Here is a 14,470-nt window from a genome sequence, read left to right on the forward strand (position 1 = left end):
ACGATAATCGCCAGGCCCTGATTCGTACCGATTAGTCTGCTACCATGCAAATGTAGCAGGCTTTTTTAGTACAGCAAATATTTTTCTACTTCTTCCGGTTCTTTGATGTGAATGCCACCCGTATCGCCGTATTTAAACAGGTTGAACATCACTTGCTGGTCCATCGTTCCGGCTTCAGGCAGCGGCAGAATGATCCACGTCTCGTACTGGTGGATCAGACGGTCTTCCTTGCCGAACCAAATTGTTGTTTTGATCGTGGATTCCTTCAAAATGTAATCCAGATCAGGGCGTTCGCCCAATTGCTTTTTCAATGGTTCAAACAGTGGACTTTGGCTATTTTTCAGCCATTCTGCTCCTGTCATTTTCAATTGGAACGGAACGCTGACGACGCCAATTACTTTTTCCTCAGGCAATTGAACGGCCTTGTCCATGAAAGGCAGCCAGTCCTCGAAGCCTTTCAATACATCAAACGCCAGCGGCTCATCCGGAGCGGTTACAAACTGCTCGTTTGCCTTGATGTAGCGTTTGTCGTGAATGCGATAGTACGAATAGGGTTGGGCTGCGATGCGTGCATCGACATTGTAGCCTTTCCCGTTAATGACGGCACCATTGAACATACTCGTCGTGGTACGTGACAAGATGGTGTTTTTCACATGGCCCTTGTACCAGTAGGTCTGTGCCTCTTTATCCGTCTTGCCTTTTTCCAGGGCTGTTTTCAGCCACTCCGCACCTGACTCGGTTTGGACCGTGGTCGTCTGATCCGGCTTCTGGTCAAAATTGGTGGTGGCAAAAGCTTTCGTTCCTGATTCATACGTGCAGCCACCGAGCAGGGAGGCTGTGCAGATGGCAGCGAGTAATGCCCATGCTTTCGTCGCTTTACGCATGGCGAAACCTCCTTACGACTCCGTATCCCAAGAGTCCCACGAATATCGCGATCGTGAGTCCGAATACCGGAATGTTGTGCTGCTTAAACACGAGAATGCGATGCGTATTGTACATGTTGGCCACGATTTCGTTTTGCTTGTCGCCATCGATGTCGCCGATTTGAACATTGATTAGTGGCAAGTAAATACGCCAGTTTTGTTTCAAACCTTCAGGTGTGTAGTCATAGCCAGACAAATAGCGGGAATCCGTTGTGCTTACCCAGCTCTTAGCCTTTGCTACGATCTCAGGCTTGTCGCTGTTACCGAGCGTAGCGAAGTTGGAGAAGCGGAAGCTCTTGTCGCGGTCACCGCTAGCCCACAATATTTCCCACGTACCATCTGGTTTTGGTTTCAAGATGTACGAAGGCTTGCCTGCTACGAGCAGCTCGTCGACCTTGTCGTTGTCGATATCGGCAGGAATGAACTCGCCAGTTGCCAATTCAGCTTCTTTGCGAGTCAAGGTATAGGCTTCCGTCAGTGTGCCATCAGAATCGACGGTCAGTACACTCAGATGTTCACCCATGACAATGAGTCCTTCGCGTCCATCTGGGAGCATCATGGTGGTCAACAGCTTGGTGGATTTGGTCATCCCGCCAAAAGGCTTGCCGTCGTAGTTTCCTGTCAGCATACCATCCTTGATGTGTAGATCCGTGTACTTGGAGCCCAACGTTTGTCGTACGTCCATACTGCCTTCGTTTTCTGCCAGTTGATTTGCGATGTTTTCCATATCAAGCATCAACGCACGATATGGTGCCGTTCCGATTTGCATCATGCCTTCCGCATACGGTTGGCGTTGTACATTCGGTACCAATTGACCGTCTTTCATCGTGTAATACGGGAAGCCCGGGTAGTCGGTTGGCAATTTTTCCTTGATGATCTCCATGGTATCTGCCGGAATTTGATCATTCGGCATCCGCACCATTTGGCCGTCTTTCCAGGTCAGGACGTAAAGAGAAACAGGTTCAGCCTGCAAATGGCGCAGCTTCTCCGCCATTGCTTTTTTCTCTTCTTCCGTCTCTGGCTTTTCAATTTCTTCAGGCAGTGGAAGCTCCTCGGCATTGCCGTACGTGATGATCTCCATGCTGCCATCGCCATTGACGTCATGCAGTGTGACCGGGAAGTAATCCACCCAATCTCCGTTGTACAGACGGTCAGATTCGTATTTCACAGTAAAGTGACTGAGTGCAGTCAATGTATCTCGGTTGAACGTGACATTCGCCAAGAGGGCGATCAAAACTAATGAGCCGACTGCACGCCAATTGAGACGCCCGTACCATTTTACGAGTAGGGCAATCACGATGATGGCGATCGCTCCTCCGATCAACAGAGCAGCGGTCGTTTTCACATCGACGCGTGTCAGTGCCCGATCCAGGAGCAAGAAGCCGATGGTAAACACAAGTACTTGACGACGTTCCGACGGATGGACCACGAAGTAGCAAAATGCTAGCAGTGGCAGGAAAATGAGTACAGCAATCCACGTTAAATCAAGGAAAGCTGGTTTCACGAGCAAATGGTAAATCAGAAACAGGGCAATGGCGTACAGCGCCCAGCTTATCGTTTCGAGAATAGGATTCCGGCGCATGCCCTCACCACCTTTTATTTTGTGTCTGGTCGACGAATAATGCGCACAGGAAGCCGCCAAACAGCCAGAAATAGAGGGCCATGAACGGCACCTCGAAAATGTTTTCCACGAGGTTATGGGTAGCTACGGCTATTAAACCGCCCAATAGGCCGAGTATCGCAAAAAAGTGCGGCGAGCCTTGGAGGTTGCGGATAAGCCCAGCTCCGTATTTGAACATGGTGATCACGGTTCCGATTAACAGGATGATCCCGATCAGACCGTATTCCGCTAGACTTTTGAAGAAATAGCTGTCTGAATAAATCGTTCCGAAATGGCGAGTCGCTACTGCACCGCCGTGATGACCGAGACCGACGCCAAATAATGGCTCGATACGCATTTTGTCATAGGCTTCGCCCCAGCGACCAATACGCCCGCCTTGGCTGCTAGATTCGAAGTATTCAGGTGTAAACAGCGTGAAAATGCGATCTTTTACTTTTCCGACAAGCGGAACAGAATCAGGAACGAAGAACAGGGCTACAATCCCGATAATCCCTGCGATCACCAAGTATCCTGCGACTCGTTTGTTCCATATGTAGAAGCAAACAAATGCAGCAAAGGCAAGGGCAAACCAAGAACCGCGGGAACTTGTTAACAGCATGGCGAGCAAAGTCGTCAGCGCAACGATGGCCCAAATCCATTTTTGCTTGCGATCCTTCGCTGTCATGAATAGACCAGCGGCAATCGGTGTAATCAATGCCATATAGCTGCCCAATACGTTTGGGCTCGTTACGAAGGAGAATGCACGCGTGGTAACTGCTTCCCCTTCCTGCACCCATGATTCAGGTGTTTTGACGCCTACGATGACTTGCAAGACACCATACAGTGCCGCTATGAAACCAACCAGCACAAGTCCCTTCATGAACTTGTCTAGGTCTTCCATCGACTTCAATAAATAGAAGCCCATGAAAAAGGCGAGGATGTACTGGTAGACGGAACGGAATCCTTCTACGCTCGCTTCCCAGTTCGCCATGTCTGTCACCATGATGGCAACTCCGAGGACGAAAAGGGCTCCAAGCCAATGTTTGATTCCAGGCATCGTCCGATTTGACTGTAAAAACGCAACGAATGTAAACAGCATCAAGACGATGAGCAGTCCTTCATCCCACAAAGAAGATATGACTGGAATCGGTAGAATCTGTCGCAAGACGTAATCGATTACTGGATAGGCCAACAGCAAATACAACCACGTAGATGATTGGCTTCCCCACTTCAACACGGTTTCTCTCATTTTTATTGTAGTCCTCCTACAGGTAGGGATTAACTTACCTATTATAATGAATCTGACAACCCAGTAGCAAGCCGGGGGGAAAGAGGTTGGTAGGAAAGGTAGAAATAAGATATGATAACTAGGTAGTTTGAGGGTTAGAACCAAGCCTGGAACGTAGGGTTTCGAATAGGGATAGGAGAAAAGTGGACATGAGTTTGTTAAAAATCGCTTCCATGATTGTCGTGCTGACTCTCGTTGGAAGGCTTCTAGGCTTTTTTCGCAGTGTGTATGTATCGAGTTTGTACGGTACTGGGATGGAGGCAGATGCGTTTAATATCGCGGCAACGATCCCGCTGACGCTGTTCTTGGTCATACCGGGAGCGGTCAATGCTGTACTGATTCCGACGATGCGCGGCATGATGGAAAAAGGAGAGCGGACGACTGATTTGTATCAGAAGATGCTCACGATCATTTTGGGCGTATTCGTTGCTCTCTCTGTCTTAGGAGTTGTCTTTTCTTACGAGCTTGCTGGGATGTTTGGACTGACAGGTGAGAAGCTGGAACTCACGGCTAATATGCTGCAATGGATGTGGCCATCAGCTATTTTCATCGGGTTAACCGGACTGTGGTCGAGTATTTGCAATGCGCACCAGCATTTCTTTACACCGACGCTTGGCACGGTGGTCAATGGAGCTTTGGTGATTGTCAGCATGTATGTGCTCGTTCCGATGTATGGTCCCATTGGATTGGCGATGGCTACGACAATCGGTTACTTGGCGGCACTGTTGCCGATTCTCCCGACTTTGCGCGGATTCGGCTACCAGCACCGCTTCTCATTTTCTTGGCGTGAGGACGCTTCTCTCAAAGGCATGGGCGAGCGCGTCATTCCGATTTTGATTGGTGCGGTTGTAGCCCAGGCCACTACCTTTTTGGAGCGCGGCTTCGCAGAAGGACTCGGAACGGGTGTCGTTTCCGCTCTCGCCAATGCGAACCAGATCATGCAATTGCCTCTGGCTATTTTTGTCGGGGCGTTTACGTTGCCGTTATTCCCACTGTTGGCTAGTCATGTCAAGCGGGGGGAAATGACGGAGATGAAGCAAATCCTGCAAAAAGGACTTGCCTATCTCCTCATTTTGCTGCTGCCCGTGACGGTTGGACTCGCGTTATATGCAGAGCCTATCATCCGACTAGCTTTTGAGCGCGGAGCGTTCGATGAGCATTCTGTAGCTTTGACAGCGTGGGCACTGCCGTTTTATGGCGTAGGACTTTTCTTTTTGGCGTCGAGAGACTTGCTTACTCGCGCCTTTTATGCACTGGAAAACACGAAGACACCCGTTATGATCGGGGCGATCGGGATCGTTGTGTATGCCCTTGCCAACTGGTTGCTCATTCCACTGCTTGGTCATGGCGGAATTGCCCTAGCTAATGCAGTTTCGGCTATCAGTCAAGCACTCCTGCTGTTTGTTTTGCTATGGAGGGCGGTAGGCAGCCCTGTACGGGCGAATTTCCTCATGACTGCCGGGAAAACCATTTTGGGCTGCGCAGTCATGGCCGGTGCTATTTTACTCATCGATCCATGGTTATCCGCATGGCCTGTCTGGCTGTACTTGCCGTTAGGAATTATCGGTGCAGCGCTTTTATATCTCGTGGTGCTCATTTTGGTTCGCGAGCCACTCGTATCAGAGCTACTGCAAAAAGTACGCAAGCGGTCTACTCCAGCGGGAGGGCGCTCGTAAGCGGGAATTCCCGGATTGCATAACGAGATTTACCCGAGCTTGTGGGGGGAATGGTCTCCACGTAAGAAACTTGGATGCTTACTTGGCCTAACGCCGAGCGAATTCCTGCCAAAAGCTTTGCTTCATCAGCAGGTAAAAAATGTTCGGGCTCCTTCACCAGTCTCAGACTTAGTCGCTCTGGCTCATGCTGGACGATCTGGAAGGTGCGGAAGCTGTCCATATTGCGCACGATGTGATTAAAATAATGTCCGTGCACGTACCGTCCATTTAGCGCTAGGAACATGTCGTCTTCTCTGCCGTCGATCGAAGCAAGAAGTGGAAAAGGGAGATTGCATGAACAGGCTGAATCAGAAAGCGCGACGACATCTCCTATTTGGTAGCGCAGGCGAGGCATGACGGTATTGTGCAGGTCTGTGACAAGCAGTGCTCCTGGGTGTCCTTTGTAGACGGGAATATGCGTAATTGGATCGACTACCTCTAAATAACAGTTCCCAGAAAAGGCATGCATGCTTCCAGACTTGCATTGGTAGGCAATGATTCCGCTGTCACGGGCGCCGTATTCATTCACAACAGGCGCATTAAAAGCCTGGGCAATCGTTTGTCGCTGGTGTTCGTGCAGGCTTTCTGCTGTAGAGACCACGGCTTTGAGCGGGATTCCTAGTGTCATGCCGCGTCGTAGCATCATCGTGGCGAGCGCATGAAGTGCGGAAGTGTACCCGTATAAATAGGCTGGTTGGAAATCCCGGATGAGGCGCAGGTTTGCTTCCAATTGTCTTTCGTCCAGTTCATAGGCAGAAATCATCATGCGGTTTTTCAACCAGCGCTCCTTCCAGCGGTAGCGACGAGCTTGCTGGGCGTTTAATTCGAGAGGAGAGCCCCAGATCATTACACATGGGTCACCTATGCGAATGCCGTACCAGGATAACCCCAACCAGCGCGCAGCTTCATATCGCTCGACAGTTGGACGATCGAGATAAAAATGGGTAGGTTCACCTGTGGAGCCTCCCGTACGATTTGCAATGAGGCTTTTGGTTTGTAGTCCTTGGCTCATATATTGATCAGCGTTTTGCCGAAAGTGTGCTTTGGTCAGAACAGGAATACGCTGCAAAAAACGTTCAGGCATCTCGCGCATTTTGCTCCAGTCTGGGGCGAGGGCAGTGTAGGCTGGTACGTTTTGTATCGCATGATCGAGTAGCTTCACCAGCTTTTCTCGCTGCTGCACGTTAAGCGCTTCGGCAGATAGATGCTCGGCTGCTTGCAATTCTTTCATGTAAGGACGAATGCGATTTCCTTTCAAAGCCTCCATTAACGGCCACTGTACATGTCGGATCAAAAATCCGGTTGTGGGCATAATATCCCCTCCTACTCACAGATCACACAGGCAGACCGCAAGCGGTCACATTCTGTCTAATGAAAAACGTCGAGACGTTTTTCACAAAAATCAATGGAATCTGTTTTTTACCAGTATTGCTGCGAAATTCCATCGATATACCTGTTTGCTGGAAGAGGGAAATGATAGTAGGATAGAGAGTGGGTTCATGTCGATTGGTACTGCCCCACGGGTATCCAGTCAAAGAGACGAATAAAGGAGTTACCCATGTTGAAAAAAAGTCATTTTCTCGCGGGAGCATTGATCTTAGCCATAGCGGGGATTTTGTCAAAAGTTATCGGGATGTTTTATCGGATTCCGCTTCAGGAGATAGTGGGCGACAGAGGTCTCGGACTCTATCAGGAAGTATATCCTCTCTACCTGACCTTCCTCATATTGGCGACAGCAGGTGTGCCAGTAGCGTTGTCGAGGGTGATTGCAGAGGCTTTGGCTGAAGGGAAACAAGGCTCTATTGGACAAATTTTGGCCCGTAGCATGGTCATGATGGGCGGGATCGGACTTGTCTTGTTTGCGCTCCTGTACGCCAGCTCTCCACTGATCGCAAAGCTCATGGGGAATCCGCATTTGATTGAGCCGATTCGGGCGATTTCCATGTCGCTGCTGTTCGTTCCCTTGATTGCGGTTATTCGCGGCTTTTTCTACGGCCATCAAAAAATGTTGTTTGTCGGGCTCTCGCAAATCGTAGAGCAGACGTTGCGTGTCGTATTTATTTTGGTAGCTTCCCTGTATCTCGTGTCACTCGGTGAAGATACGGACACCGTGATTACCGGAGTCAACTTCGGTACGATGATCAGTACATTTTTAAGTCTCGGGTTTCTAGCGTTGCTCATGTGGCTCCACAATCGGAAAAATTCCGTATTTAGCGGGGCAGAGTGGGGGCGTCTTACTTGGTGGTATGATCGTGCCTTCTTCGCCTCGATGTGGCGAATTGCCTGGCCGATTTGTATCAGCGCCTTGGTTATCCCGATTTTCAGCCTGACGGATTCCTTCCTGGCGATTAACATCTTCCGCTACATTTGGAACGTGGATGGATTGACGGCGGATACGTGGTTTGGCATTTACAGCAGGGGAGGACCACTTCTGCAAATGGCGAGCTTGTTCGGATCGTCGATTGCCCTCTCGATCGTGCCTGCCATTGCCGAAGCGATCAGACAAAAGGATCAGGAACGGATTACGACCTTGACCAAACTCTCGCTGCGCTTTGCTTGGCTAATCGGTCTACCTGCCGGTCTTGGACTGACAGCTGTAGCTGAAGGGGCGAATCTCGCGTTGTATGGTGATATGGAAGGCACGCGTGCAATGGCGATTTTAGGCATCACAGCGATTCCGCTTTCCTTGTTGCTTGCTACAAATGGTATTTTGCAAGGAATCGGTAAAGAAAAAATCCCTGCGCGTCATCTGCTGTATGGTGTCATTGTAAAAGTACTGGCGACACTCGTGTTTACCTCGATGTTCGGTATGGACGGCTTGTCCCTGTCATGGCTGGTTGCGACTGCATTTGTCTGCGTACTGAATATGCGCGTCATCAACCATTATGTATCGATTCCGATTAACTGGCGCTTTGATACCGTTTATCCGTTACTGGTGGCTAACCTCATGCTGATTCTGGCTTGGGGAGCGACAGAGGCAGTTGATTTCCTGTTCAGGGGAAGAGAACCAGTGCGCATTTTGGGAGCGATAGAGACCGTCGCTGGAGTCGGTGTAGGACTCGTTGTTTACCTGGGACTGCTGATCCTCATTCCACTCATTGAGGATAAGGAGCTGGACTGGCTACCAGGAGGAAACAAGCTGCGCGCCTTTATCCAATTCATTCGGAAGAAGCAGGCTTCCTCGTTAAAGTCCAATACAAATAACGACTAATAGAATCGAAAAACCCCTTTCTCCAAAAACGGAGGAAGGGGTTTTATGTGATCTTACTTATTTTGCTTTTTGATAAACACATACAACCATTTTTACGAAAAATTCACGGGTAGCAGATAATTTCGCCAAGGACTGCAACTGATTGCGCAACGGAATCTCTCGCTGGTAAACCGCAGGCTGCACCACGCCTTGTTGAATTTTTCGAAACCGTTTGATCGTCATGCGATTAATGTACGAGATCGTATCTCTGCCATCAGGAAGCTTGTCGAAACGAAAAGCAATCCGGTCAGAACCGTCTGGCAAGTCACGGACTAGCTTTTTATAGGCATCAATCAAGGCTTGCTCCGAGAAGAGAGCATGCACCCAAGGAATGCCGATCGCATCTGACAAATGGGCACCGAATGGATGATAATACGGCGGAAAATTGATGTAGAGATGCCCGCCAGGCTTCAATACCCGAAAGCATTCCTCCAGCGTCTTTTCCGGTTCGCCTACGTGCTCCATCGCGTCATTCATGATGATCGTATCGAACGTGTTGTCCGGGAAGTCCATTCTCGCGGCATCACCAGTCATGAAGGAGACAAGATGATCCAGCCCTTTTTTCTTCGCGAATTCATTTCCTTCCTCCGCATAGTGGGGGACGATATCGATGCCGATCATTTTTTTCGGGCCAAACGTGGCGTAATAGCAGGTTTTTCCCCCGCCGCCACAGCCGATGTCCAAAACGGTTTTGTCATGGAACATTTGCTCCTGTGAATGGAAGGGGAGGAAAAACTGAATGGTTTGATCCCCTTTTTGAAATTGCCATTCGGTATAGCTCATTTCCCCGTTGTTTGCCAGATTGAAAGGGTGAACGGGGAGAGGAAATAATCGATTTAAACCTAGTAACACTTGTGAAGAAAAGGACATGATGTCCTCCTTTCCAGGTCAGCCTTATTTACGCAGCGCTTGCAGAACAAGTTCACTGCTTTTGGAAGCTTCGATTGCTAACAGATGGGAATGCTTCGTTACCACATCAATTTCGTGATCGAGGTTGTCCAGTTTTTCAGCGAGCAAGGTCAAAAGTGTAGTTTCATCGAGTTCAGTAATGTGACCAGCATTAGGCATTCCAGCTCGTTCGACGAATCGATCGATTTTCGGATCGTAGGAGATGCCGATAAAAGGGATTCGCAGCATGCACGCAAGAATAAGCGAGTGAAGCCGCATTCCAACGACGTAGTTGCATTGCTTCAATACCGACATAATGTCATGAAAAGTTACAGGCGCATCGAGAAGACGTGCTCCTGGTTGGCTCATCTGGTCCATGATTTCCTGGGACGGTGCCAAATCGCTAGGGACATGCATCGGCAGGAAGAGAACATTCCATCCGCGCATGATAAACCAATCGGCTGCTCGGGCTATCTTCTGTTTGAATGGTTGTTCCTGCTTCCAGTCCCGGACAGAGATGGCGACCAAAGGCTTGGAAGGATCATCAAACATACCATGGAGCAGCTCTTTTCCCCGTTGATCTGCAATATCGTCTGGGGATATCGTCAGAGCAGGGTCAGCTGTTATATAGATAGGGGCTTTTTTTACGCCGCAGGCTTTGAAGTCCTCTCCTGATTCGTAGTCGCGAACCGTGATAATGTTGACGTGATTGACCACGCGTTTAATCATCGTGCGACTGAGCGATTTGAGGATGGGGCCAAATCCTTGTGCGTAAAAGACCACGGGTTTACCTAAAAGCTTGGCAATGGTGACGATGCCCAAATAGTAGAGGACACTGCGCGGACTGGTTACATCCTGCATCAGTGTACCGCCGCCCATCACCAGCATGTCACTTCGCGAAAGCTCGCGGACGATGGTTCCAAAGCTCCAGCGGTTATAGGCTTCAATCCCGAACAGTTCCGCAGTCCGATCAGGCTGATTGGACAGAACGGCGAGAGAGATATTTGGTTGTTCCCGCTTAAGAGAGCTGATGATGCCGTACAGGACCACATCGTCTCCGGCATTATTAAAGCCGTAGTACCCGGAGATGAGAATTCGCGACATGGAGTGAACCTTCTTTCTATATCAAACGTACAGGAAAAATACATTCTCAAGTATAATCGAGTAAACAAGCGGAAGTAAAGCAACCACAGTAGAAAACTTCACGCCCCAATTGTTTGGACAGATACAGTGGGTGCAGCGCCGTTCGTAGGGTATAATGATGTTGTTCCGACTTACGAGAACATATAGAGGAAACCCATACCGAACATGCCGATGCCAAGAACGATGAGGGCAATCATGACGATGAACAGCCCTTTATTTTTGCGGCGACGGTAAAAAAATTCGTCAAACATGGTAAGCCTCCCTGCGGTTGTGATAGTCCATTCTACTATCATACCATGTTCTCTATCATCCTTGCCATCCACATATGAGTGAATAGATGTCCGCAAGAATAGGGGCGAATGACAGCAGAAGGGAAGGAGCATTTTTCATCATGGAAAGCATGTGGCTCAAATACACATTACTAGTGGAACCAGAGATTGAGGATTTGTTTGTGGCAGAGGTTTTGACCAGCTCCTACACGCTTGGCTGGATCGAACCGCAAATCGAAGTGCTGACAACGGAAAATGGATATGATTACGCAGAAAATACGGAAGGTCCACTTGTTGGCTATTTGTTTGAACCCCAGCATGATCGTGAAGAGGAGCATGTAGACCGCCTAAAGAGCTACATTCAACGCTGGAATGGACAAGTCACTATAAAAGAAGTAGAACTTGTAGCTGAAGAAAATGAATCGTGGAAAGAGGAGTTCCGGGAAGTCAAGATAGGCGACTGGTGGGTAGCACCAACGTGGACGGACCCCGCAGCGTTGGAGTCGGCTCGGCATATCCTATGGATTGATCCAGGTGCAGCTTTCGGAACCGGCTATCATGGAACGACGCAGGACATTCTATTGTTTTTGCAAGAAATGAATCTGGAGGGTAAGCAAGTCATTGATGTAGGAGCTGGCTCAGGAATTCTCTCTTTGTACTGTGCTTTGAATGGAGCGAAGCATCCTGTATGGGCTGTGGATATTAATCCGCAAAGCGAGTATCAGGTTCTCGTCAATGCGACGAATAACCACCTTCCTGACCACGCTGTACAAGTCGTGATTGGGGATGCGTGTGAGGACGCAGTTAAGTCCCAATTGCCTGACCAAGCTGATGTCATTCTGGTCAACATCGGAGGCGATGAAAATGTCGCGATGCTTCCGATGATTACGGAGCGAATGGCTCCTGAAGGAATTTTGATTCTCTCGGGAATTGTTGAATGGAATCGGGAAGCTGTCATTGCCACATTTGAACAGGCAGGCTTCCAAGTAGAGAAAGAAAGTCAACAAGACGAATGGGTCACCGTTGTATTGAAAAACATTGCTGGGAACCGCCCTGTAACTTCCGTGTGAGACAATAAAGAAAATAGGGTACTCAAATGGAGGGGAAAATCAATGGAGCAGGTTGTCATTGCTGCTGCTGGACGTACGCCAATCGGTACGTTTGGTGGCGTCCTGAAAGATGTAAGCGCTCGCAAGCTGGGAGAAACCGTCATTCGTGGTGTCATGGCTAGATCTGGTTTGGAAGCTTCTCTGATCGATGAAGTCATTTTAGGGAATTGCATTCAGCGTACAGACGAACCAAACATAGCGCGGGTGGCAGCATTGGATGCGGGCTTGGGAAAAGAAGTGACGGGCTACACGATTCAACGTCAATGTGCATCCGGCATGCAAGCGATTGTGAGCGGCGCTTCCCAAATTCTTTTAGGTGACAGTGAAATCGTCTTGGCAGGCGGCGTAGAGAGCATGAGCAACGCCCCGTATGTCCTGAAAAATGCGCGCTGGGGCAAACGCTTGACACATGGGGAAATGACCGACTCGATGTGGGATTTGTTAACAGACCCTCACCATCAAATCCTGATGGGCGAGACGGCAGAACGTCTGGTCGATCGTTATGGGATCACGCGCGAGGAGTCGGATGAGATTGCCTTGCGCAGTCAGCAAAATGCGATCCGAGCCATAGACAGCGGCTTGTTTGCCGAGGAAATCATCGGGGTCCCCATTAAAAAGCGCACCGAAGAAATCGTCGTAACGGAAGACGAATTCCCTCGCAGGGGAGTGACCTTGGAAAGTCTCGCGAAGCTAAGACCCAGTTTTCGTGACAATGGTACAGTGACGCCAGGCAATTCCTCCGGTCTCAACGATGGAGCGTCCGCAGCCGTTTTGATGAAAGAAGGCAAAGCGAGAGAGCTCGGGATCGAACCACTCGGCAGAATTGTCTCGTGGGCGGTAGCGGGGGTAGAGCCTGATTTGATGGGATATGGACCCGTTCCAGCAGTAAAGCGTGCATTGGCAAAAGCCAGTTTGACGCTCGCGGATATCGAACTGATCGAAGTAAATGAAGCCTTTGCTGCGCAATACCTCGCCGTGGAAAAACTGCTGGAGCTGCCACGGGAAATAACGAATGTGAACGGAAGCGGCATCGCGTTGGGTCACCCTGTCGGTTCTACTGGCTGCCGAATTGTCGTAACCTTGCTGCACGAAATGAAGCGACGACAGCTGAAACGAGGCATGGCTGCCCTTTGTGTTGGCGGTGGGATGGGTATGGCAATGGTTGTCGAACGCCCATAGGTTTAAACGAAGTCTCCCCTGTTAAAAATGGAAGCAAAGGGGGAGGCTTTGTCATGTTTATATGGTCATTTTTCAAGCGACATGGAAAACAGATTGCGTTTCATACCTTATCCTGTTTGGCGATCGGGGCGTTGCTGCTGGTTGCTTACAGTTCCTATCAATATAAGCAAATGACAAATCAGTGGTATGCTCCGATTGATGGAGCCAAAGGGAGCGCAAAACAGGCAGCTGCTTCCCTTCCACCACGTGATCTTTTGACAGGAACAGAACCGTTGAAGCCTTTCGTCGCCCTGCTTCTTGGTGTGGATAGTCGAGACGGGGAAAGTGCACGTTCAGATACAATGATGCTTGCGGCGATTCATCCCGGGAAGCAATCCGTCTACCTTTTGGCGATTCCGCGTGACAGCTACATGGAGCTCCCGGGAAAAGGATACGACAAAGTGAACCATGCAATGGCTTTTGGTGGTCCAAAAATGGTGAAAGAGTCGCTGGAAAAATATTTACAAATAAAAATTGATCGGTATATCTCCGTAGATTTCGATGGCTTCCGTCAAATTGTAGACGAGCTGGGAGGTGTCACTGTCGATGTGAAGAAACGAATGAAGTACAGCGATCCGAGCGACGACACGTACATCGACATTCAACCAGGGCTACAGACTTTATCAGGTGAGCAGGCATTGGATTACGCACGTTATCGAAAAAGTGATTTGGGCAAGGAAGACAGTGATTACATGCGGATTGACCGACAGCAGGAGATTCTCAAAGCATTAGCTTCAAAAGGCACCTCGCTTCAAGTGTATACGAAGGCATTTTCACTCATGGAAATACTGGGTCAGCATGTGAAAACGGACCTCACTGAGCAGGAAATCGCCTCTCTGTTATTGTCCTATGGCGATGGCACTCCGAACTCCATTCAAGCTGATACATTGGTCGGGCAGGATGAGCGCATTTGGCATAATGGAATCGTTGGCTGGTATCATCTCGTTCCTACATCTGAACGGGAAAGGGCACGACAGCAACTTGTCAAGGAAGTTACACCGTAAAACACGAAGAGCATAAGGACACGGCTTTCATCATGGGCTTTGTCCTTTTTTCGTTGAATAGTC

General features: G+C 49.3%; 11 protein-coding genes. 5 read left to right on the forward strand and 6 right to left on the reverse strand.

The genetic code is table 11. From position 1 onward, the window contains the following. Positions 1-65: 65 nt before the first annotated feature. Genes HP398_RS08585 through HP398_RS08595 form a run of 3 tightly spaced genes read right to left on the reverse strand, consistent with a single transcriptional unit; the run spans position 66 to position 3,772 of the window. Positions 66-884 carry a hypothetical protein gene (locus tag HP398_RS08585; protein WP_017251069.1) on the reverse strand — a complete coding sequence of 273 codons (819 nt, stop codon included), beginning with the start codon at positions 882-884 and terminating at the stop codon, positions 66-68. Further along, entirely contained in the window at positions 877-2,505 is a 1,629-nt protein-coding gene (locus tag HP398_RS08590) for a hypothetical protein (RefSeq protein ID WP_173622382.1), read from the reverse strand. The genes HP398_RS08585 and HP398_RS08590 overlap by 8 nt, the downstream gene beginning before the upstream one ends. A 4-nt stretch (positions 2,506-2,509) precedes the next feature. Further along, entirely contained in the window at positions 2,510-3,772 is a 1,263-nt protein-coding gene (locus HP398_RS08595; protein WP_017251071.1) for an O-antigen ligase family protein, read from the reverse strand. 188 nt (positions 3,773-3,960) lie between these two features. Between HP398_RS08595 and murJ the strand changes: the two genes are divergently transcribed. Next, positions 3,961-5,487: a murein biosynthesis integral membrane protein MurJ gene (murJ, locus tag HP398_RS08600; protein WP_017251072.1), complete on the forward strand. Its 1,527-nt coding sequence runs from the start codon at positions 3,961-3,963 to the stop codon at positions 5,485-5,487. On the opposite strand, the gene HP398_RS08605 is transcribed toward murJ, so the two are convergent. Then, on the reverse strand, positions 5,462-6,838 hold the full coding sequence (locus tag HP398_RS08605) for a phenylacetate--CoA ligase family protein (RefSeq protein WP_173622383.1): 1,377 nt from the start codon (positions 6,836-6,838) through the stop codon (positions 5,462-5,464). The genes murJ and HP398_RS08605 overlap by 26 nt on opposite strands. A gap of 246 nt (positions 6,839-7,084) precedes the next feature. Here HP398_RS08605 and HP398_RS08610 point away from each other — a divergent pair, with 246 nt between their 5' ends. Further along, on the forward strand, positions 7,085-8,737 hold the full coding sequence (locus HP398_RS08610) for a putative polysaccharide biosynthesis protein (protein ID WP_173622384.1): 1,653 nt from the start codon (positions 7,085-7,087) through the stop codon (positions 8,735-8,737). A gap of 57 nt (positions 8,738-8,794) precedes the next feature. Here the strand turns inward: HP398_RS08610 and HP398_RS08615 are convergent, their stop codons facing one another. Both HP398_RS08615 and csaB read right to left on the reverse strand, forming a co-directional pair. Next, on the reverse strand, positions 8,795-9,646 hold the full coding sequence (locus tag HP398_RS08615) for a class I SAM-dependent methyltransferase (RefSeq protein ID WP_069845548.1): 852 nt from the start codon (positions 9,644-9,646) through the stop codon (positions 8,795-8,797). Positions 9,647-9,670: 24 nt separating this feature from the next. Then, positions 9,671-10,768 (reverse strand): polysaccharide pyruvyl transferase CsaB, encoded by a 1,098-nt coding sequence (csaB, locus tag HP398_RS08620; RefSeq protein ID WP_017251076.1) that lies wholly within the window; start codon positions 10,766-10,768, stop codon positions 9,671-9,673. Between the two features lie 430 nt (positions 10,769-11,198). Here csaB and HP398_RS08625 point away from each other — a divergent pair, with 430 nt between their 5' ends. From HP398_RS08625 to HP398_RS08635, 3 genes are read left to right on the forward strand one after another with little or no spacing between them, the layout of a single operon-like run. Beyond that, on the forward strand, positions 11,199-12,146 hold the full coding sequence (locus tag HP398_RS08625) for a 50S ribosomal protein L11 methyltransferase (RefSeq protein WP_173622385.1): 948 nt from the start codon (positions 11,199-11,201) through the stop codon (positions 12,144-12,146). A 42-nt stretch (positions 12,147-12,188) separates the two neighbouring features. Beyond that, positions 12,189-13,364 carry an acetyl-CoA C-acetyltransferase gene (locus HP398_RS08630; RefSeq protein ID WP_173622386.1) on the forward strand — a complete coding sequence of 392 codons (1,176 nt, stop codon included), beginning with the start codon at positions 12,189-12,191 and terminating at the stop codon, positions 13,362-13,364. A 53-nt stretch (positions 13,365-13,417) separates the two neighbouring features. Continuing rightward, positions 13,418-14,407 carry an LCP family protein gene (locus HP398_RS08635; protein ID WP_173622387.1) on the forward strand — a complete coding sequence of 330 codons (990 nt, stop codon included), beginning with the start codon at positions 13,418-13,420 and terminating at the stop codon, positions 14,405-14,407. Positions 14,408-14,470: the final 63 nt, after the last annotated feature.

It is taken from the genome of Brevibacillus sp. HB1.4B, assembly GCF_013284285.1.
Classification (GTDB): Bacteria; Bacillota; Bacilli; order Brevibacillales; family Brevibacillaceae; genus Brevibacillus; species Brevibacillus porteri.

Coding starts and splice junctions, on each gene's coding strand:
- HP398_RS08585 (WP_017251069.1), bottom strand. CDS start 884: ATGCGTAAAGCGACGAAAGCATGGGCATTACTCGCTGCCATCTGCACA.
- HP398_RS08590 (WP_173622382.1), bottom strand. CDS start 2,505: ATGCGCCGGAATCCTATTCTCGAAACGATAAGCTGGGCGCTGTACGCC.
- HP398_RS08595 (WP_017251071.1), bottom strand. CDS start 3,772: ATGAGAGAAACCGTGTTGAAGTGGGGAAGCCAATCATCTACGTGGTTG.
- murJ (WP_017251072.1), top strand. CDS start 3,961: ATGAGTTTGTTAAAAATCGCTTCCATGATTGTCGTGCTGACTCTCGTT.
- HP398_RS08605 (WP_173622383.1), bottom strand. CDS start 6,838: ATGCCCACAACCGGATTTTTGATCCGACATGTACAGTGGCCGTTAATG.
- HP398_RS08610 (WP_173622384.1), top strand. CDS start 7,085: ATGTTGAAAAAAAGTCATTTTCTCGCGGGAGCATTGATCTTAGCCATA.
- HP398_RS08615 (WP_069845548.1), bottom strand. CDS start 9,646: ATGTCCTTTTCTTCACAAGTGTTACTAGGTTTAAATCGATTATTTCCT.
- csaB (WP_017251076.1), bottom strand. CDS start 10,768: ATGTCGCGAATTCTCATCTCCGGGTACTACGGCTTTAATAATGCCGGA.
- HP398_RS08625 (WP_173622385.1), top strand. CDS start 11,199: ATGGAAAGCATGTGGCTCAAATACACATTACTAGTGGAACCAGAGATT.
- HP398_RS08630 (WP_173622386.1), top strand. CDS start 12,189: ATGGAGCAGGTTGTCATTGCTGCTGCTGGACGTACGCCAATCGGTACG.
- HP398_RS08635 (WP_173622387.1), top strand. CDS start 13,418: ATGTTTATATGGTCATTTTTCAAGCGACATGGAAAACAGATTGCGTTT.